Annotated in this window: 18 protein-coding genes; 5 read left to right on the top strand and 13 right to left on the bottom strand. The window is 63.9% G+C overall.

What is annotated here, in order from left to right; genetic code table 11:
• The first annotated feature begins 79 nt into the window (after nucleotides 1-79).
• Nucleotides 80-733, top strand: a complete 654-nt coding sequence (gene fsa / locus VGO12_RS20615; RefSeq protein ID WP_025425070.1) for a fructose-6-phosphate aldolase — start codon at nucleotides 80-82, stop codon at nucleotides 731-733.
• Between the two features lie 65 nt (nucleotides 734-798).
• On the opposite strand, the gene VGO12_RS20610 is transcribed toward fsa, so the two are convergent.
• The gene (locus VGO12_RS20610; protein WP_327514622.1) at nucleotides 799-1,932 is read right to left on the bottom strand and encodes an AAA family ATPase; all 1,134 of its coding nucleotides are present in this window, start codon (nucleotides 1,930-1,932) and stop codon (nucleotides 799-801) included.
• Between the two features lie 77 nt (nucleotides 1,933-2,009).
• A complete protein-coding gene (locus VGO12_RS20605; protein ID WP_327514621.1) occupies nucleotides 2,010-2,933 on the bottom strand; it encodes a GNAT family N-acetyltransferase in 924 nt (307 codons plus the stop codon).
• A 135-nt stretch (nucleotides 2,934-3,068) separates the two neighbouring features.
• Between VGO12_RS20605 and VGO12_RS20600 the strand changes: the two genes are divergently transcribed.
• Both VGO12_RS20600 and VGO12_RS20595 read left to right on the top strand, forming a co-directional pair.
• Nucleotides 3,069-4,004, top strand: a complete 936-nt coding sequence (locus VGO12_RS20600) for a tyrosine recombinase XerC (protein WP_327514620.1) — start codon at nucleotides 3,069-3,071, stop codon at nucleotides 4,002-4,004.
• Nucleotides 4,005-4,096: 92 nt separating this feature from the next.
• Nucleotides 4,097-5,182 carry a TraB/GumN family protein gene (locus VGO12_RS20595; RefSeq protein ID WP_327514619.1) on the top strand — a complete coding sequence of 362 codons (1,086 nt, stop codon included), beginning with the start codon at nucleotides 4,097-4,099 and terminating at the stop codon, nucleotides 5,180-5,182.
• A gap of 33 nt (nucleotides 5,183-5,215) precedes the next feature.
• Here the strand turns inward: VGO12_RS20595 and VGO12_RS20590 are convergent, their stop codons facing one another.
• Nucleotides 5,216-6,448, bottom strand: a complete 1,233-nt coding sequence (locus VGO12_RS20590; RefSeq protein WP_327514618.1) for an MFS transporter — start codon at nucleotides 6,446-6,448, stop codon at nucleotides 5,216-5,218.
• Nucleotides 6,449-6,567: 119 nt separating this feature from the next.
• On the opposite strand from VGO12_RS20590, the gene VGO12_RS20585 reads away from it, so the two are divergent.
• On the top strand, nucleotides 6,568-7,167 hold the full coding sequence (locus VGO12_RS20585; protein ID WP_327514617.1) for a TetR/AcrR family transcriptional regulator: 600 nt from the start codon (nucleotides 6,568-6,570) through the stop codon (nucleotides 7,165-7,167).
• 107 nt (nucleotides 7,168-7,274) lie between these two features.
• Here VGO12_RS20585 and VGO12_RS20580 read toward each other — a convergent pair whose 3' ends face one another.
• Nucleotides 7,275-7,754, bottom strand: coding sequence for a DUF2867 domain-containing protein (locus VGO12_RS20580; RefSeq protein ID WP_327514616.1), 480 nt, complete (start codon nucleotides 7,752-7,754; stop codon nucleotides 7,275-7,277).
• Nucleotides 7,755-7,974: 220 nt separating this feature from the next.
• Between VGO12_RS20580 and VGO12_RS20575 the strand changes: the two genes are divergently transcribed.
• Nucleotides 7,975-8,469 carry an acyl-CoA thioesterase gene (locus tag VGO12_RS20575; RefSeq protein ID WP_327514615.1) on the top strand — a complete coding sequence of 165 codons (495 nt, stop codon included), beginning with the start codon at nucleotides 7,975-7,977 and terminating at the stop codon, nucleotides 8,467-8,469.
• Nucleotides 8,470-8,618: 149 nt separating this feature from the next.
• On the opposite strand, the gene lpdA is transcribed toward VGO12_RS20575, so the two are convergent.
• From lpdA to sucD, 9 genes are all read right to left on the bottom strand, one after another.
• The gene (lpdA, locus tag VGO12_RS20570; RefSeq protein ID WP_327514614.1) at nucleotides 8,619-10,025 is read right to left on the bottom strand and encodes a dihydrolipoyl dehydrogenase; all 1,407 of its coding nucleotides are present in this window, start codon (nucleotides 10,023-10,025) and stop codon (nucleotides 8,619-8,621) included.
• A gap of 25 nt (nucleotides 10,026-10,050) precedes the next feature.
• Entirely contained in the window at nucleotides 10,051-10,803 is a 753-nt protein-coding gene (locus VGO12_RS20565) for an SDR family oxidoreductase (protein ID WP_327514613.1), read from the bottom strand.
• Nucleotides 10,800-11,300, bottom strand: a complete 501-nt coding sequence (locus VGO12_RS20560) for a hypothetical protein (protein ID WP_327514612.1) — start codon at nucleotides 11,298-11,300, stop codon at nucleotides 10,800-10,802. Before VGO12_RS20560 ends, VGO12_RS20565 begins: the two co-directional genes overlap by 4 nt.
• Before the next feature lie 2 nt (nucleotides 11,301-11,302).
• Nucleotides 11,303-11,944 (bottom strand): LysE family translocator, encoded by a 642-nt coding sequence (locus VGO12_RS20555; protein WP_327514611.1) that lies wholly within the window; start codon nucleotides 11,942-11,944, stop codon nucleotides 11,303-11,305.
• Complete coding sequence (locus VGO12_RS20550; RefSeq protein WP_327514610.1) at nucleotides 11,941-12,366, bottom strand: VOC family protein; 426 nt, start codon at nucleotides 12,364-12,366, stop codon at nucleotides 11,941-11,943. Before VGO12_RS20550 ends, VGO12_RS20555 begins: the two co-directional genes overlap by 4 nt.
• Before the next feature lie 30 nt (nucleotides 12,367-12,396).
• Complete coding sequence (locus VGO12_RS20545; RefSeq protein WP_327514608.1) at nucleotides 12,397-12,810, bottom strand: MAPEG family protein; 414 nt, start codon at nucleotides 12,808-12,810, stop codon at nucleotides 12,397-12,399.
• Nucleotides 12,811-12,966: 156 nt separating this feature from the next.
• A complete protein-coding gene (gene odhB / locus VGO12_RS20540; protein ID WP_327514607.1) occupies nucleotides 12,967-14,208 on the bottom strand; it encodes a 2-oxoglutarate dehydrogenase complex dihydrolipoyllysine-residue succinyltransferase in 1,242 nt (413 codons plus the stop codon).
• Nucleotides 14,209-14,264: 56 nt separating this feature from the next.
• The gene (locus VGO12_RS20535; protein ID WP_327514606.1) at nucleotides 14,265-17,261 is read right to left on the bottom strand and encodes a 2-oxoglutarate dehydrogenase E1 component; all 2,997 of its coding nucleotides are present in this window, start codon (nucleotides 17,259-17,261) and stop codon (nucleotides 14,265-14,267) included.
• Nucleotides 17,262-17,500: 239 nt separating this feature from the next.
• Nucleotides 17,501-18,403: a succinate--CoA ligase subunit alpha gene (gene sucD, locus VGO12_RS20530; RefSeq protein WP_034802559.1), complete on the bottom strand. Its 903-nt coding sequence runs from the start codon at nucleotides 18,401-18,403 to the stop codon at nucleotides 17,501-17,503.
• Between the last annotated feature and the right edge of the window lie 70 nt (nucleotides 18,404-18,473).

The following is an 18,473-nucleotide window of genomic DNA, read 5'->3' as shown; positions in this document are numbered from 1 at the left end:
CGCGCGCGATCTCTGCCAACGGAATTCCTCCCCGGTAGATATGCGCCGAACGGCAATCGTGCCCCAAGGGAGTGACCCCATGAAATTTTTCGTTGATACCGCCGACGTCAAGGAAATCCGCGAGCTGAACGATCTCGGCCTGCTCGATGGCGTCACCACCAACCCGTCGCTGATCCTGAAGTCGGGCCGCGACATCACCGAAGTCACCAAGGAAATCTGCGGCATCGTCGAAGGCCCGGTTTCGGCTGAAGTCACCGCCACCGAATATGCCGAGATGATGAAGGAAGCGGCTGTTCTGTCGAAGATCGCCGACAACATCTGCATCAAGCTGCCGCTGACGCTCGACGGCCTCAAGGCCTGCAAGGCACTGACGTCGGACGGTCATCAGACCAACGTGACCCTGTGCTTCTCGGCCAACCAGGCACTGCTCGCCGCCAAGGCCGGCGCGACCTTTGTTTCGCCCTTCGTCGGCCGCCTCGACGACATCGCGTTCGACGGCATGGACCTGATCCGCGAAATCCGTCACATCTTCGACAACTACGGCTACGAGACCGAGATCCTTGCGGCCTCGATCCGCACCGTCAACCACGTCAAGGAAGCCGCCCTCATCGGCGCCGACGTCGTCACCGCACCGCCGGCAACGCTGAAGGCGCTGGTCAAGCACCCGCTGACCGACAAGGGCCTGGAAACCTTCCTCGCCGACTGGGCCAAGACCGGCCAGAAGATCGCCTGATTTTCAGGCCCGATTGCTTCCGGAATGAATGGAAAACCCCGCAGCGATGCGGGGTTTTTTGTTGCCTACTCGTCGTCGTCCATCAGTCCGGTCAGCCGCATGCCGTCGATCCAGGTGGCGCTGTCCTTGCGGATCACCCGGCGCGGACGGATGCCTGAACGCTGGCGCACTTCGTCCGCCAGCCTTTCCGAATGGGTGACGATCCAGATCTGGCTCTCCCTGGAGGCGCTGGCGATCATGTCGGCAAGCGCCGGCAGCATGTCCGGATGCAGGCTCGTTTCCGGCTCGTTGAGCGCGATGAAGCGCGGACGCCGGTAGGAAAGCAGCGCCGCCGCCAACGCCAGGAAGCGCATCTGCCCGTCGGAAAGCTCGCGCGGAGAAAACGGTCGGTTGGGAAAATCCGGGAAGACCAGCGAGAACTCGGCGAACTGCCCCGGATCAGGAACCTCGAGGCGGGCGCCGCCAAAGGCGTCGGCAACGGCGCGGTCGAGATCGACCGTGTCCTCGCGCGTGTGCCTGAGCGTCGCAAAGACAGCTGCCATGTTGACGCCGGTCTCGTCGAGCATCGGCGCGGTGACCGCAAGGCATGGCAGCCGCAAGGGCGAATCGCGATCGGTGCGAAAGCCATGGAAGAAGCGCCACTGGTCGACCGCACGGCGAAAGGTCCCGATCTCCGGATAGTGGCCGGCGTCGCCCAAGAGTGAGATCGCCGTCTCGGATGTCAGCGCCTGTTCCGGATAATCCTCCATCCGCCCGCGTTCGCCGCGCACGAAGATGCCGGGGCCGGAGCGTTTCATCATCGTCACCGGCCGGCGGCCGGTCTCGACGGTCAGTTCCTCTTCCTTGACCTGCGGCTCATAGGCGAAACCCGCCGCCGCCTTGGGCGGACGCAGCCCCGCCTCGATGCGGTAACGGAAAGTGATCGCTCGTTCCTCGTCCAGAAGCTCGGTCTCGAGCCGGATGCGGGCGGGCTTGTCGGCGCGGCGCCGGCCGCTCCAGAGTGCCGAGGACATGCCGCCCTCCTCGGCGATCTCGTGCGCCAGCGTTCCACGGGTGGCCGACTGCACCAATTGAAGCGCGCGATAGAGGTTGGATTTGCCGACACCGTTCTCGCCGATGAACAGGTTGACACCGGTCAGGTCCATGCGGATCGACTTCAACGAACGGTAGTTTTCGGCAAACATGGATTGTAGCAGCATGGCTCATGCCTAGCCCATCCGCGTCAGGACGGGAAGTGCGCGAACAGGGTCAATGCCGGCGTGCCGCACCACGAAGCTCAGAGTGCAGAGGCCAATTTCAGCTTCGGTTGAAAGCAAACGTCCGCATCGATCGCGAGATCGAGAACCGTGTGCCGTTCGAGCGCCTTCGTCACCTCGCCCGCATCGCCGTCGAGCGCCTCCGGCGGGATCAGGTTGCCGATGCGGAAATCGAACAGATCGCCCTTCTTGTTGAGCAGCTCGTGGAAGACGGTCATGTCGCGCAGTTCGGTCGACCACTTGGCGAACCAGTAGAACAGGCCGGAATTGCGCGCGCTCATATGAACCGGCAGGATCGGCAGGCCGTATTTGCGGGCAAAACCGACGGCCGACGTCTTCCAGGGGCGCTCGTTGAGCCGTCCGTCCGCCCAATAGGCAATGCGCCCGGACGGAAAGAGCACGGTCGCCTTGCCCTCGCCGATCGCCCGGTTGGTGACCTGCAGCGTTTCGCGGGCTTTCAGCTTGCTCTTGTACTCTTCGCGCCACTCGACCGGGATGACCATCTCGACGAAGCGCGGATTGACGCGAATGGCGTCGCGGTTGGCAAAGAACATCATGTCCGGCCGCCTGGTCTTCAGGAGATCGAAGACAGCGATGCCGTCGGCGATACCGGTCGGGTGATTGCTGACAAGCAGGAAGCCGCCCTTGGCGGGAATGCGCTCGGCCCGATCGACGCGCACGTCGAGCGACAGAAGCGAACTCAGGTGCTCGAACGCCTGGAAGCCCGGCATGTTCGCCACCGCATCGGCAAACTCGAGCGCCTTGCGATAGTTCAGAAGCGTGTAGAGGAAGGGCCGCATCAGCGGCCACATCGGGCTCCTGGCGATCCTCTGTCCGCGCTCGGCGATCAGCGTGTCGACGATGTGGCCAGGCTGCCCCTGGGAGACCAGGGTGATTACTTCAGCAAAATGCGCGAATCCGTTCACCGAATCCCGTCCCGCCATAGTCCGATCCGTTTGTTTGCGGCTGACCATCGCAATTCTATATGATCGAAGAATGACAGATTCCAAGAGTGCATTAGCAAAAACCTAAGATGCGTCAGGGCATTGTCGCGGACGGACAAATTCGGGAAAACGACAATGAACGAGCTCCTCGTCATCGGCCATCCGGAGCTGCTTGCCGAGCGCCAGCGCTGGCTCGACGGGCTGATGCGCGAACGCCGCCTCTCGGACAACACCGTCGAGGCCTATGAGCGCGACACCCGCCAGTTCCTGACATTTCTGACCGGCCATCTCGCGGGCCCGCCGCGGCTTTCCGACATCAGGACGCTGCGGCCGGCCGACCTTCGCGGCTTTCTCGCCCAGCGCCGAAAGGGTGGTGCTGGCGCCCGCACGCTTGGCCGCGGGCTTGCGGGCCTGCGCTCCTTCCTGCGTTATCTCGAGCGCAACGGTCTGGCCAATGCGGCCGGCGCGGCCGCGGTGCGCTCGCCGAAGCAGCCGAAATCGCTACCGAAGCCGCTGACGGATCGCGAGGCGCTGACCGTCGTGACGTCAGAGGCGCAACTGGCAGAGGAACCCTGGATCGCCGCGCGCAATGCTGCTGTACTGACCCTGCTCTATGGCTGCGGCCTGCGTATCTCCGAGGCGCTCGGGCTGACATCAGGCGATTTTGGCGGCGCGCCGACGTCGCTGCGCATCACCGGCAAAGGGGACAAGACCCGCATCGTGCCGTTGATCGCGGCCGCGCGCGAGGCCGTCGCCACCTATCTCAAACTCTGCCCCTACCGACCGCTTGCCGACGAGCCGTTGTTTCTCGGCGCGCGTGGCGCCAAGCTGCAACCGGCCATCATCCAGCGTGAAATGCAGAAGTTGCGCGGCGCGCTCGGGCTGCCTGATTCGGCGACGCCGCATGCGTTGCGCCACTCCTTTGCCACCCATCTGCTTGCCGGCGGTGGCGACCTCAGGACCATCCAGGAACTGCTCGGCCATGCCAGCCTGTCGACGACCCAGGTCTATACTGGGGTCGATTCCGCCCGCCTGCTCGAGATCTACGACCGCGCCCATCCCCGCGCCTGATTTTCGGCGGATGGCTGGATTAACCATGGCTCTTAAGGAAGGCGTGACTGCCCGGCACTTAAGATAGTGCCTCCGATTGTCGGGGAAAAAGAATGACCGCCTTTGCGAGACCTGACCGAAACCTGCCACGCGACCTCTTTTCCCGGCTTGCCGATGGCACGCTTTGGCTGATGGCCCTGTTGCATGTCGTTCTTGCCGCTTGCCTTGCCGTTGCCCTCCTCTTCGTCGCCGATGCCGATGCGCAGGACGTCGAATGTGGCGGCTCGAATGTTCTGACCGCCCTTGCCAAGTCAGACCCTAAAAAGCTCGCGAGCCTCGAAGCGGAAGCCGCGGCGATACCAAACAGCAAGGGCATCTTCTGGAAGATCGAGAAGGATGGCATCCCCCCATCCTGGCTGCTCGGCACCATGCACGTCACCGATCCGCGCGTACTGGCGCTACCGGCCGAAGCGCCGGCTGCCTTTGACGCCGCCTCGACCGTCATCGTCGAATCGGACGAGATCATCGACGAAAAGAAGTCGGCAGCCGCGATCCTGATGCGTCCCGACCTCACCATGTTTCCCGACAACAAGACGATCAATGATTTCCTGAAGCCCGGCGAGCGGGAACAGCTGGAAGCGGGTCTGAAGGCCCGCGGCATTCCGCTGACGCTGGTCGCCAAGATGAAACCGTGGATGATCGCGAGCTTCGTCGCGTTGCCCGCCTGCGAGATGACCCGCAAGGCGGCAGGCGCCTCCTTTCTCGACAAGAAGATCGCCGAGGACGCGGTCAGCCAGGGCAAGACGCTGAAGGGCCTGGAGACGCTGGTCGAACAGCTTTCGGCGATGGATTCGCTTCCGACCGAACTGCATCTGCGCGCACTGATCGAGACGCTGGCGCTCGGCAAGACGATCGACGACGTCTTTTCGACCATGACCGATCTCTATCTCGCCGGCGAAACCGGCATGATCATGCCGATGATGAAGGCGGTCTCCGACAAGAGCGCCGAGGATTTCGGCTACGCCGATTTCGAGCAGCGCATCATCGTCGATCGCAACAGGACGATGGCGACCCGCGCCGAGCCGATCCTTGCTAAGGGCGGCGCCTTCATGGCCGTGGGCGCTTTGCATCTGCCGGGCAAGGAGGGCTTGGTCGAACTGCTGCGCGCCCAGGGCTTTATCGTCACGCGCGCCCACTGACCGATCGGACGTGCCTGTGCGCCGGCCGCCATGTCAGCTTGTCATGCTCGCGCATGCATCTAAATCCTCGGTGGCCCCGCCATTGACGACAGCCTTTGACAGGCGGCGATAGCCGCAAAGCGCCGTCACCACGATCAGAACGCCAGCCAAAAGCGCGATCACGAAGCCTGCCTCTACGCCGAAGCGCGCCACCACCGCCCCCGATAGGGCGGCACCCGCAGCAACCCCGAGCCCAAGCCCGGTCGTCAGCCAGGTCAAACCCTCTGTCAGTTTAGAGGGCGGCACGGCGATCTCGCCGATGCTCAAGGCAACGATCATCGTCGGCGCAAAGAACACGCCAGACAGGAACATCATTGCGGCGAGGCTGCCGATCCCGTCGGCAACGAGAAGCGGCAGCGTGCTCACAGCCGTCATCGCCGCCCCGATCAGAAACAGCTTCGGCAAGGGCATGCCCACCCGCAGCGCGCCGAAGGCCAGGCCGGCGATGCAGGAGCCAAGCGCGTAGAGGGAAAGGACCAGGCTCGCCGCCGCCGGCTGCCCTTCACTCTCGGCAAAGGCGACGCTGACGACGTCGATCGTGCCAACGATCACGCCCATGCCTGCCAGCGCCACGATTAGCACATGCAGAGCGGGGTAACTGAGCACCGACTTCGCCTCGGCCTTTTCGGCCGGCCGCACCGGCGGCTCCGTGCTTGTCTGTAGGACGAAGGCGGAGACGCCGGCGGCGAGGAAGATCGCGGCGGCAAGCGGTCCGGCCTCGGGAAACAGGGCAACGCTGAGACCAACGGAAATGGGCGGGCCGACGATAAAACACACTTCGTCAAGGACGGATTCGAGCGAGAAGGCCGTCTTCAGTTCGGGGCGCCCGCGGTAGAGCTCGGTCCAGCGTGCCCGGGTCATCGCCGACATGCTCGGCGCGCTGCCGGCAACGAGCGCAAACACGAACAGTGCCCAGTCCGGTGCACGCCAGTGGACGCAAAGCAACAGCGCCGAGGTGCCGATAAGACTGACGCCGGCGGCGACCGGCAGGACGGGGCCCTGGCCGAAACGGTCGACGAGCCTGGAGACCTGGGGCGCCATGAGGGCCGAGGCGAGCGTGAAGGCGGCAGCAACACCGCCGGCCAGACCATAGCTGTCGCGCGCCTGGACCAGCATGGTGATGATGCCGATGCCCATCATCGACAGCGGCAGCCGCGAAATCAGTCCGGCAAGGGTGAAACCTGCCGTGCCTTTGGCGGCGAATATGCGTGCGTAGGGGTTTGCCATCAGAACTCCGGGACCGTGCATGAGGCATCGCACATTGACATACGTGACGTATGCGTGTGATATTTGCATACGATACGTATGTCAATTAAGATACGCAGCGTATGCAAATGGAGATCGCAGTGACACGGCGCAGCCGCGGCGACATGATCAGGGAAACCAGGAGCAAGCTCATTGCAGCCGCCCGCGATGCTTTCGGACGTCTTGGCTACGCCGGAACCTCCATGGACGACTTCACCGCATCGGCCGGCCTGACGCGCGGCGCGCTCTACCATCACTTCGGCGACAAGACGGGGTTGCTGCGCGCGGTGGTGGAGACGCTCGATGCCGAAATGGACGAACGGCTCGACGCCGCGTCGGCCACCGCCGATCTTTGGGCCGGTTTCGTCAGCCGCTGCCGGCTCTTTCTTGAGATGGCGCTCGAGCCAGAGATCCGGCAGATCGTGCTCAAGGACGCGCCAACGTTCCTCGGCGCAGACGATCTGGCACCGGGCCGGCGGCGCTGCCTCGCGTCACTAGCAACACGGCTTTCGGCGATGATGGCGGAAGGATCGGTCAGACAGGCAGACGCCGAGGCGCTGGCGAGGATGATCAACGGCGCCCTCGCCGACGCGGCTCTCTGGATTGCCGAGGCAGACGATCCAACGCCACGCCTTGCCAGCGCCATCGACAGCCTGGATCTCATGCTTGGCGGGCTTAAAGCAATTCCAGGAAAAGTGTGAAACGTTTTTCCGTCCGGAATTGTGATCCTTCAAAGGGGTAGATTGTTTCACTGTTTTGAAGAAACAATGAAACTATCTGGGACCGGCCCACGGGCTGAAGCGGGCGATTAGCAACCCGGCCTGCCGACATTCGCAAGCAGTGTCGGCACGATCATCTTGTGAAACGGCATGACTGCCGCCAGATAGACACGTCCGAGCGCATTGTGGCGGCGGATCAGGGTCGTGACGCCGACGATCTGGTTGACCGCCGACCCCGCCCTGACATCGACGACGATGCGAAAATCGAGATGCTTGTCGTCCAGGCCCAGAACCACCTCGTCATCGCTTCTTTCCAGAACCGGAAAGGCGCCGACCAATCCCAGGCGGCCCGGCCCGGGGGCAGCCGTCTTCAACCCGATGATCGAGACGGCCCCGTTGCGCAGGCGAAGCAAGTTGCGGACCCAGCGGGGCGAGCGGCCGAGCGACAGCTCGGCGGCCTCGGCAGCCGTCATTCCCTTGCCGTCGAGCGCCAGCTCGAAGCGATCCGCCCAGTCGGCATTCGGAAGATGCCGGTTCGGCAGCGGCACGGCAACGGCTCTCGGTTTCATGGTCCCTCCTGACGCGACGGCATCATCGATTCTTGCGAAAAACAAAGGCATGATCGCGCCCCTCCCTGCCGCTGCACAGACCGCCGCTTGTCGCAGGCTCCGGGCCAATCGTCACACCTGGCGCCCTTGCATCCGGCAAGACCGCCCTTCCCTTCGTTGCCGCAAGCCCGCATAACTCCGATCGGACGTCACAAACCGCATCCAGGCAAGGAGCTGCACCATGGAAACCAGCCATGACCCGCGTGAACTCGAGATGGTCGTGTTGATGACGCCCGACATGGCGAACTTCAGCGGCAAGGTCCATGGCGGCGCGCTGCTCAATCTGCTCGACCGCGTGGCGTTCTCCTGCGCCTCGCGTTACTCGCAGCAATATGCGGTGACGCTCTCGGTCGACCAGGTCACCTTCCGCCAGGCGATCCTCGTCGGCGAACTCGTCACCTTCCGCGCCGCCGTCAACAATGCCGGCCGCACCTCGATGGAGATCGGCATCCGGGTGGAGGCCGAAAACATTCGGAGCGGCGAGCGGCGCCACACCAACTCCTGCTATTTCACCATGGTTGCGGTCGATGCCGACGGCAGTCCGACACCCGTTCCCTCCCTCGTCACCGACACGGCCGACCGCAAGCGCCGGCAGCGCGCGGCCGAGGCGCGCCGCAGCCTCAGGCGCGAGTTCGAGGAACGTCTTCACGCCGTCCGGTCTGCTTCGGAAGAGTAAGCGATCGCCTGCACAAGGCGGGAAACATTTTGCGGCGACAACGTCAGCGAACGCTGACGCGGCAGGCGAGAATAGCGCCGCACCAAACAGCCGGCGCAGCGCACGGCTGTAACAAGGGGGCCGCTTGCCGCAGCCCCCTTGCATGATCCTTACATGTGGATCGGCTTGAAGAAGGTCGACAGCGCCGCTTCCTTGACCGCTTCCGACATGGTCGGGTGCGCGTGGCAGGTGCGGCCGAGGTCTTCCGACGAACCGCCGAACTCCATCAACACGGCGATCTCGTGGATCATCTCGCCGGCGCCGAAGCCGACGATATGGCCGCCGAGAACCTTGTCGGTCTCCTTGTCGGCGAGGATCTTGACGAAGCCGTCGGTGGCAAGCATCGCGCGGGCACGGCCGTTGGCGGTGAACGGGAACTTGCCGACCTTGTAGGCGACGCCTGCGGCCTTCAGCTCTTCCTCGGTCTTGCCGACGGAAGCGACTTCCGGCTGGGTGTAGACCACGCCCGGGATGACGTCATAGTTCACGTGGCCGGCCTGGCCTGCTAGGATCTCGGCAACCGCCACGCCTTCATCTTCCGCCTTGTGGGCGAGCATCGGACCGCGCACAACGTCGCCAATCGCATAGACGCCGGCAACGCTGGTCTGGAAGTGGTGATCGATCTCGACGCGGCCGCGCTGGTCCATGACCACGCCGGCTTCCGCAAGGCCGAGACCGTCGGTGTAAGGCTTGCGGCCGGTGGCGATCAGCACCACGTCGGCTTCAAGCGTCTGGGCATCGCCGCCCTTGACCGGCTCGAAGGTCACCTTGGCGCCCTTGCCGTCCTTGACGACGCCGGTCACCTTGGCGCCGAGCTTGAAGTCCATGCCCTGCTTGGCGAGCATGCGCTGGAATTGCTTGGCAACCTCGCCGTCCATGCCGCCGAGGATCGTGTCGAGATATTCGACAACGGTCACCTTGGCGCCGAGACGCGCCCAGACCGAGCCGAGCTCGAGGCCGATGACGCCGCCGCCGACAACGATCATGTTGGCCGGGACCTTTTCGAGCGCGATGCCGCCGGTCGACGAAATGATGACCTTCTCGTCGATGTCGACCTTAACGCCCGGGATGCCGGCGACGTCGGAGCCGGTGGCAATCACGATGTTCTTGGTCTCGAGAATCTGCTCCTCGCCCTTGTCGTTGGTGACCGAGACCTTGCCCTGGCCAAGCACCTTGCCGGTGCCCTGGATGCCGTCGATCTTGTTCTTCTTGAACAGGAACGAGACGCCTTCGACGTTGGACTTAACGGTCGCGTCCTTGTGGGCCATCATCTTTTGAAGGTTCAGCTTCGGTGCTGCGACCTCGACGCCGAGCGCGTCAACGCCGTGGGCGACCTGATGGAACATCTCGGAGGCATGCAACAGCGCCTTCGACGGGATGCAGCCGATGTTGAGGCAGGTGCCGCCATAGGTGGCGCGCTTTTCGACGACGGCGACCTTCAGGCCGAGCTGTGCTGCCTTGATGGCGCAGACATAGCCGCCGGGGCCGCTGCCGATAACGATGAGATCATATGACATTTTGTTGTCCTTCCTTCAGGGGCGGTTACCGCCCGCCGCTGACATTGAGAATTGCTCCGGTCACATAAGTCGCCTTGTCCGACAGGAGGTAGAGAACCGCGTCAGCGACTTCCTCGGCGGTGCCGGGTCGCTGGACGGGAATGGTGTGGGCGAGATCGCGCGCCCGGTCCGGCAGACCGCCGGACGCATGGATCTCGGTATCGATGATGCCGGGGCGGATCGCATTGACGCGAATACCCTCGGGCGCGACCTCGCGCGATAGGCCTGTCGTGAAGGTGTCGATCGCACCCTTCGAAGCGGCGTAGTCGACATACTGCGCCGACGAGCCGAGCACGGCGGCCATCGAGGAGATGTTGACGATGACGCCACCCTTGCCGCCGTAGCGCGTCGACATGCGACGGACGGCTTCCGCCGCGCAACGGATGGAACCGGTGATGTTGATGCGAAACATGCGCTCGAGCCGGTCGGCGGACATCTCGTCGACGCGGGCCGTCTGGCCGATGATGCCGGCATTGTTGACCAGGCCATCCAGCCGGCCGAAGGCCGCATCGACGGCCGCAAAGATCGCCTGAATATCCGCTTCCGAGCCGACATCGCCCTGCACCGCGATCGCCGTGCCGCCCGTCGCTTCGATCGCGCGCACGACGTCTTCGGCAGCCTTGCGGTTCGACGCATAGTTGACGGCAATGCGCCAGCCGGCCTTTGCGGCACCGAGGCAGACAGCAGCACCGATGCCGCGGCTACCGCCGGTCACGAGGAGGACAGGGTTCTGGCTCATGTGGCGCATCCCTTGAGCGCGAAGGTATCCCAGCTGTCGGCTTCCGCCTTGCCCTTCCCCCAGGCGCTCGACGCCCTGAGGGACGGACCGAAATCGGGGAGCAGCAGCTGTGCTGCCGCAGGCTCGCTCTCGGCAGGGATCTCACTGACGGCCCCTGCCTTGTCGAGCGCATAGACCACCCCCTGCCATACGCTGCAGGCGCGCAGCTCCTCGCCGGTCGCATCCCCTTCCGGGCAGTTGTGCATGATCAGCCCGGTCGCGCGCTCCGGCTCGCCTGCCGGCATCACCACGCCGTCGAGCAGCAGCCCGGGCTTCAGCACCGCCACCTTGAAGTGGTTGCTGGTGGCGGCACTTGCCGACCCGACCGGCTCGAAGCGCAGCTCGTAGCCGCCGTCGCGATCGGTATAGATCGCGTGCGACTGCTTGCAATCGGCAGCGGCAGCTGGCGCAGCAAGTGCACCACACAACAGCATCAGCGTGACGTGACGAGCGACCATGATCAGGCGGCCTTCTCCGTCGCGAGCTTGAGGCCGAGCGCAATGAAGACCACGCCGCTGGCGCGGTCGATCCACTTGCTGGCGCGGGTAAAGGCGGCGCGCATGCGCGGCGTCGTCATGAACAGGCTGACGCCGACGAACCAGAGGATCAGGCAGGTGGCCATCACGAGACCGTAGCCGAACTTGACGAGGATCGGCGTATGGGCACTGACGACGGTCGAGAAGATCGACAGGAAGAAGAACACCGGCTTCGGGTTGAGCGCATTGGCGGCGAAACCGAGGCCGAAAGCCTTGGCGGCCGACTGGTCCTTGGCCGGTTCGCCGCCGTCCGCGCGTTCGACCTTGATTTCCGTCTGGCCGGCACGCAACGCCTTGATGCCGATATAGATCAGGTAGGCGACGCCGCACCATTTGACGATGTTGAAGAGGTAGATCGACTGCGAGATGATCAGCCCGAGGCCGAGGATCGTGTAGGTCACATGGAACATCAGCGACGAGCCGATACCGAACGACGTAATGATCGCCGGACGCCGTCCGTGCACGATCGACTGGCGCATGACCATGGCAAGGTCGGCGCCGGGAGACACGATGGCGAAGGCAAAGATCGCCATCAGCGATGCGAGTTCGAAAAGATACTGGCTCATGGGTTTGCGACCGGTGCGTTGAAGGCCCAGATATGGCCGAAGGGATCCTTGATGCGCGCGTAACGTGCGTGCCAGAAGGTATCTTGCGGCTCCAGCACTGTCGATGCCCCGGCGGCGATCGACTTGGCATAGGCCGCATCGACATCTCCAGGGTTCGGCAGGTTGACGCTGATCGCCACACCGGTGCCGCCGATGGTGTTCGGCGACAATACGCTGCCGCCGAATTCCGGGAACTCGTCGTGCAGCATCACCTCGCCGCCATAGATGGCGAGATTGGCGTGCATGACGCGCTTGCCGTCCTCGGCCATCGCGTGGAACGTGTTCACCGCACCGAGCGCCTGCTCGTAGAAGGCGATGGCGGCAAGTCCGTCCTTGACGCAGATATGCGCCTGGATCGGCGGAACATCGGGTCCGAATGCCATGCGACGATCTCCTCTAGAGCAATAGCGGCGTCAGGCCATCAGCCGCACGACCATCAGCAGCAGCGCGATGATCGAGACGAACCAGACGAGCGTGCGCAGCACGGGAACGCCGGCGACATAGAGCAGGGTGTAGACGATGCGCGCGATCAGCCAGGTCACGGCGCCGATTGCGCCAAGACCGCCGGTCTTGCCGGTCACCACCAGCGCGAGCGCAAGCGCGACGAACACCGGATAGGTCTCCAGCATGTTGCGCAGCGAGCGCAGCAACCGCCCGGCGATGATGCTTTTCGGTACCTTCTGTTCGTCACGCGGACCGAGCAGGTACTTGAAACCAAGGTCGTGGGCGAGGTCGAGCGACGTCGCCTGCACGATGATGTGGACGATGAGGAAGACGGCGCTCCACCCGAGCACCCAGATTTCCGTTGACGCTGCTGCAGCTTCCATGACCCCTCGCAAAATATCAGGCCCAGTTCAGATCAGTCTGACAGCTCCGGCAGGACGCATCGTGCGGCAAGACCGGTCGGCGATGGCTTACCATCGCTGCCGCCGTTTCAGGCGGCGATGCATGGGGGCGCCGAAGCACCCCCATGCTCAACGATATTAGAGGTCGAGAACCAGACGCTCCGGATCCTCGAGGCTTTCCTTGACGCGCACGAGGAAGGTCACGGCTTCCTTGCCGTCGACGATGCGGTGATCGTAGGAGAGCGCGAGGTACATCATCGGACGGATGACGACCTGGCCGCCGATGGCAACCGGGCGGTCCTGGATCTTGTGCATGCCGAGGATGCCCGACTGCGGCGCGTTGAGGATCGGCGACGACATCAGCGAGCCGTAGACACCACCGTTGGAGATGGTGAAGGTGCCGCCCTGCATGTCGGCCATCGACAGCGCGCCGTCACGGGCGGCCTTGCCGAGGCGGCCGATGTCCTTCTCGATCTCGGCGATCGACATCTGGTCGGCATCGCGAACGATCGGAACGACAAGACCCTTGTCGGTGCCGACGGCGACGCCGATGTGGCAGTAGTTCTTGTAGATGATGTCGGTGCCGTCGATCTCGGCGTTGACAGCCGGGATTTCCTTCAGCGCGTGGGTCACGGCCTTGGTGAAGAAGCCCATGAAGCCGAGCTTCACGCCATGCTTCTTTTCGAAGATGTCCTTGTACTTGTTGCGCAGCGACATGACGGCGCTCATGTCCACCTCGTTGTAGGTGGTGAGCATGGCAGCGGTGTTCTGCGCGTCCTTGAGGCGACGGGCGATCGTCTGGCGCAGGCGGGTCATCTTGACGCGCTCTTCGCGAACGACGTCTTCGGTCGTCGACGGCGCACGGGCCTGGACCTTCACCGGCTCGGAAGCGGCCGGCGTCGAGATGCCCTTGGCGACGGCGGCAAGCACGTCACCCTTCAGCACCTGGCCACGCTTGCCCGAACCGTCGACCTGGTCGGCTGACAGGTTGTTTTCGGCAAGCAACTTGCCGGCGGAGGGCGCCGGCGGCATCGACGACGCAGCCGGCGCGGCAGCGGCGGCAGGGGCAGCCGAAGCGGCAGCAGCCGGCTCGGCCTTCTTCTCGGGGGCGGCAGCCGGAGCGGCCGCAGCCGCGCCAGCAGCACCGGCGGCGATCTGGCCGAGCAGCGCGCCGAGACCGACGGTCTCGCCGGCCTGTGCGACGATTTCGGAAAGCGTGCCTGCGGCCGGCGCCGGCACTTCGATCGTCACCTTGTCGGTTTCGAGTTCGAGCAGCGGTTCATCGGCCTTGATGGCGTCGCCGACCTTCTTGAACCAGGTGCCGACGGTCGCTTCGCTGACGGATTCGCCAAGGGTGGGAACGCGGATTTCTGTTGCCATGATTTTTGTTCCGTTGATCAGATATCTGTTTCTGTTGGCTCAGAGCGAGGGGAGCGTCAGCCCCCCAGCGCGTCCTCGAGGAAGGCGGCAAGCTGCGCCAGGTGCTTCGACATCAGGCCCGTTGCCGGCGATGCGGCAGCCGGACGGCCGGTGTAGCGCACGCGCTGATACTTGGCGTCGATGTGGGCGAGAACCCATTCGAGGTAAGGATCGATGAACGACCAGGCGCCCATGTTCTTCGGCTCTTCCTGGCACCAGACCATCTCCGCGTTGCGGAAGCGGCTGAGCTCGTTGATGAGCGCCTTGGCCGGGAACGGATAGAGCTGTTCGACGCGCAGCAGGTAGATGTCGTCGATGCCGCGCTTTTCGCGCTCTTCGAGCAGGTCGTAATAGACCTTGCCCGAGCACAGCACGACGCGACGGATCTTCGAATCCTTCTGCAGCTTGATCGGACCATCCTTGATCACCTCTGCATCGTCCCACAGCAGGCGGTGGAACGAGCTCTCGCCGGCCATTTCCGACAGGCTGGAGACCGCACGCTTGTGACGCAGCAGCGACTTCGGCGTCATCAGCACCAACGGCTTGCGGAAGTCGCGCTTCACCTGGCGGCGCAGGATGTGGAAGTAGTTCGCCGGCGTCGTGACGTTGGCGACCTGCATGTTGTCTTCGGCGCAGAGCTGAAGGAAGCGTTCGAGGCGAGCGGAGGAGTGCTCCGGACCCTGGCCCTCATAGCCGTGCGGCAGCAGGCAGACGAGACCCGACATGCGCAGCCACTTGCGTTCGCCCGACGAGATGAATTGGTCGAAGACGACCTGCGCACCGTTGGCGAAGTCGCCGAACTGGGCTTCCCAGAGGGTCAGCGCGTTCGGACGGGCGAGCGAGTAGCCGTATTCGAAGCCAAGCACCGCCTCTTCCGAGAGCATCGAGTTGATGACCTCATAGCGGGCCTGGGTCGGCGACAGGTTCGCCAGCGGAATGTAGCGATCTTCGCTCTGCTGATCGTAGAGCACCGAATGGCGCTGCGAGAAGGTGCCGCGTTCGCAATCCTGACCCGAAAGACGGATCTTGGTGCCTTCGGTGACGAGCGTCCCAAAGGCGAGCGCTTCCGCCATGGCCCAGTCGACGCCTTCGCCGGTCTGGATCATGTTGGCGCGGTTTTCCATGAAACGCTGGATCGTGCGGTGCGCGTTGAAGCCTGCCGGGATCTCGGAGATCTTGCGGCCGACTTCCTTCAGCTGCTTCATCGGTACCGAGGTCTTGCCGCGGCGCTGTTCGTCCTGGTTGTCGGCCGAGCGCAGGCCCGACCAGACACCATCGAGCCAGTCGGCCTTGTTCGGCTTGTAGGACTGGCCGGCCTCGAACTCCTGCTCGAGGTGGGCGCGCCAGTCGGCCTTCATCTTCTCGACTTCGCCTTCCGACATCAGGCCTTCGGCGACCAGGCGGTCGGAGTAGAGCTGGACGACGGTCTTGTGGCCGCGGATGACCTTGTACATCTTCGGCTGGGTGAACGCCGGCTCGTCGCCTTCGTTGTGGCCGAAGCGACGGTAGCAGAACATGTCGATGACGACCGGCTTGTGGAACTTCATCCGGAATTCGGTCGCGATCTTGGCAGCGTAGACGACCGCTTCCGGATCGTCACCGTTGACGTGGAAGATCGGCGCTTCGATCATCTTGGCGACGTCGGACGGATAGGGCGACGAACGCGAGAAGGCCGGATTGGTGGTGAAGCCGATCTGGTTGTTGATGATGAAGTGCACCGTGCCGGCAACGCGATGACCGCGAAGACCCGAAAGGCCGAGGATTTCGGCAATGACGCCCTGGCCGGCAAAGGCCGCGTCGCCATGCAGCAAGAGCGGCATGACCTTGGAGCGCTCGCGCAGCGGAATGATGTCACCTTCGAACACGGTCGCCATCTGGTCCTGCTTGGCGCGGGCCTTGCCCATGACCACAGGGTTGACGATTTCGAGGTGCGACGGGTTCGCCGTCAGCGACAGGTGGACCTTGTTGCCGTCGAATTCGCGGTCGGAGGAAGCGCCGAGGTGGTACTTCACGTCACCCGAACCTTCGACGTCGTCGGGGGCGTAGGAGCCGCCCTTGAACTCGTGGAAGATGGCGCGGTGCGGCTTTGCCATGACCTGGGAGAGCACGTTCAGACGGCCGCGGTGGGCCATGCCAAGCACGATTTCCTTCAGGCCTTCCTGGCCGCCACGCTTGATGATCTGCTCGAGCGCCGGGATCAGCGATTCACCGCCGTCGAGGCCAAAGCGCTTTGTGCCCTTGTACTTGACGTCGATGAACTGCTCGAAGCCTTCCGACTCGATCAGCTTCTGCAGGATCGCCTTCTTGCCTTCCGGCGTAAAATCGACGCCCTTGTCCGGCCCTTCGATGCGCTCCTGGATCCAGCCCTTCTCTTCCGGGTTGGACATGTGCATGAATTCGACGCCGATCGTCGAGCAGTAGGTGCGCTCGAGGATCTCGACCATCTCGCGAATGCTGGCGTATTCGAGGCCGAGCACGTTGTCGATGAAGATCTTGCGGTCGAGATCCTTCTCTTCGAAGCCGTAGTTCGAAGGCGAGAGCTCGTTGTAGTCCTCGACCGGCGCGGCAAGCCCGAGCGGGTCGAGCTTGGCATGCAGGTGGCCACGGGCGCGGTAGGCGCGGATCATCATGATGGCGCGGACGGAATCGCGCGTCGCCTGATGGATGTCGGCAGCGCTGGCAACCGTGCCGGTCGCGGCAGCAGCTTCTTCAGCCTTCGCCTTGACCTTCTTTTCGATGACCTTCTCGACCGTGCCCCAGTCGCCGTCAAGCGCAGAGACGAGTTCGTTGTTGGCCTGGATCGGCCAGTTGTTCTTTTTCCAGGAGGCGCCCTTGGCTGCCTTCACGACATCTTCCGGCCGATCGGCAAGCGCCTTGAAGAAGGCCTGCCATTCGGCCGAAACGGACGCCGGGTCTGTCTCAAAGCGTGCGTGCAGCTGCTCGATATAGGCGGCGTTGGCGCCGTCCAGAAAGGATGTGAGCTGGAATTGCTCGTTGGCCTCTTGCCTTGTCATGGTCTCACGCGGACTGATCTGTCCGCCTCCTGACTGAAGTTGGGTTGCCGGGTATCCCGGCCGTTCATGTTCGTTCGGCGCGTTCGGGCGCCGGGCCTTTTCCGACGGCGCCGCGCATCGAAAGGACGCGCCATGGGCACCGTGGCAGTCTGGTTGCCGCATGTCCCGGCCCTGTTCAGCCAAGGCGCCATGCGGACGGCAGTGCGCCCGGGCCGGATCGCTCCGGCCCGGGCAGAAGATCAGCCCTTGAGGACTTCGACGAGCGTCTTGCCGAGACGGGCCGGCGACGGCGATACGCGGATGCCTGCCTGCTCCATCGCAGCGATCTTGGATTCCGCGTCGCCCTTGCCGCCGGAAACGACAGCGCCGGCGTGACCCATGGTGCGGCCCTTCGGTGCGGTACGGCCCGCGATGAAGCCGGCCATCGGCTTCTTGCGGCCCTTCTTGGCCTCGTCGATGAGGAACTGCGCCGCATCTTCTTCGGCCGAGCCGCCGATTTCGCCGATCATGATGATCGAGGTCGTGGCTTCGTCCGCCAGGAACATCTCGAGCACGTCGATGAACTCGGTGCCCTTGACCGGGTCGCCGCCGATGCCGACAGCCGTCGTCTGGCCGAGGCCTTCGTTGGAGGTCTGGAACACGGCTTCATAGGTCAGCGTGCCGGAGCGCGAAACGATGCCGACCGAGCCCTTGCGGAAGATCGAGCCCGGCATGATGCCGATCTTGCATTCTTCCGGCGTCAGGATGCCGGGGCAGTTCGGGCCGAGCAGGCGCGACTTGGAGCGGTCGAGGCGAGCCTTGACGCGCACCATGTCGGCAACCGGGATGCCTTCGGTGATGCAGGTGATGAACGGGATTTCCGCATCGATCGCCTCGATGATCGCGTCCGCGGCGCCTGCCGGCGGAACGTAGATCACGGATGCGTCCGCACCGGTCTTTTCACGGCCTTCGGCAACCGACGCGAAGATTGGCAGGCTTTCGCCCTTGGAGCCGGTCCAGGTTTCGCCGCCCTTCTTCGGGTGGATGCCGCCGACCATCTGCGTGCCGTAGTAGGCAAGCGCCTGTTCGGTGTGGAAGGTGCCGGTCTTGCCGGTCAGGCCCTGAACGAGGACCTTGGTGTTCTTGTTGACGAGAATCGACATGTGGTCTGGTCCTTCAGTTAGCCGTTGATCGCGGCAACGATCTTCTTGGCAGCGTCGTCCAGATCGTCGG

It is taken from the genome of Ensifer sp. (assembly GCF_035999135.1).
Classification (GTDB): Bacteria; Pseudomonadota; Alphaproteobacteria; order Rhizobiales; family Rhizobiaceae; genus Ensifer.
The sequence above is the reverse complement of the archived record's forward strand: the minus strand, read 5'-3'. Positions and strand labels throughout refer to the sequence as shown.

What these genes read in the sequence shown, in the direction of transcription:
- fsa (WP_025425070.1), top strand. Translation starts at nt 80, where the DNA reads ATGAAATTTTTCGTTGATACCGCCGACGTCAAGGAAATCCGCGAGCTG.
- VGO12_RS20610 (WP_327514622.1), bottom strand. Translation starts at nt 1,932, where the DNA reads ATGCTGCTACAATCCATGTTTGCCGAAAACTACCGTTCGTTGAAGTCG.
- VGO12_RS20605 (WP_327514621.1), bottom strand. Translation starts at nt 2,933, where the DNA reads ATGGCGGGACGGGATTCGGTGAACGGATTCGCGCATTTTGCTGAAGTA.
- VGO12_RS20600 (WP_327514620.1), top strand. Translation starts at nt 3,069, where the DNA reads ATGAACGAGCTCCTCGTCATCGGCCATCCGGAGCTGCTTGCCGAGCGC.
- VGO12_RS20595 (WP_327514619.1), top strand. Translation starts at nt 4,097, where the DNA reads ATGACCGCCTTTGCGAGACCTGACCGAAACCTGCCACGCGACCTCTTT.
- VGO12_RS20590 (WP_327514618.1), bottom strand. Translation starts at nt 6,448, where the DNA reads ATGGCAAACCCCTACGCACGCATATTCGCCGCCAAAGGCACGGCAGGT.
- VGO12_RS20580 (WP_327514616.1), bottom strand. Translation starts at nt 7,754, where the DNA reads ATGAAACCGAGAGCCGTTGCCGTGCCGCTGCCGAACCGGCATCTTCCG.
- VGO12_RS20575 (WP_327514615.1), top strand. Translation starts at nt 7,975, where the DNA reads ATGGAAACCAGCCATGACCCGCGTGAACTCGAGATGGTCGTGTTGATG.
- lpdA (WP_327514614.1), bottom strand. Translation starts at nt 10,025, where the DNA reads ATGTCATATGATCTCATCGTTATCGGCAGCGGCCCCGGCGGCTATGTC.
- VGO12_RS20565 (WP_327514613.1), bottom strand. Translation starts at nt 10,803, where the DNA reads ATGAGCCAGAACCCTGTCCTCCTCGTGACCGGCGGTAGCCGCGGCATC.
- VGO12_RS20560 (WP_327514612.1), bottom strand. Translation starts at nt 11,300, where the DNA reads ATGGTCGCTCGTCACGTCACGCTGATGCTGTTGTGTGGTGCACTTGCT.
- VGO12_RS20555 (WP_327514611.1), bottom strand. Translation starts at nt 11,944, where the DNA reads ATGAGCCAGTATCTTTTCGAACTCGCATCGCTGATGGCGATCTTTGCC.
- VGO12_RS20550 (WP_327514610.1), bottom strand. Translation starts at nt 12,366, where the DNA reads ATGGCATTCGGACCCGATGTTCCGCCGATCCAGGCGCATATCTGCGTC.
- VGO12_RS20545 (WP_327514608.1), bottom strand. Translation starts at nt 12,810, where the DNA reads ATGGAAGCTGCAGCAGCGTCAACGGAAATCTGGGTGCTCGGGTGGAGC.
- odhB (WP_327514607.1), bottom strand. Translation starts at nt 14,208, where the DNA reads ATGGCAACAGAAATCCGCGTTCCCACCCTTGGCGAATCCGTCAGCGAA.
- VGO12_RS20535 (WP_327514606.1), bottom strand. Translation starts at nt 17,261, where the DNA reads ATGACAAGGCAAGAGGCCAACGAGCAATTCCAGCTCACATCCTTTCTG.
- sucD (WP_034802559.1), bottom strand. Translation starts at nt 18,403, where the DNA reads ATGTCGATTCTCGTCAACAAGAACACCAAGGTCCTCGTTCAGGGCCTG.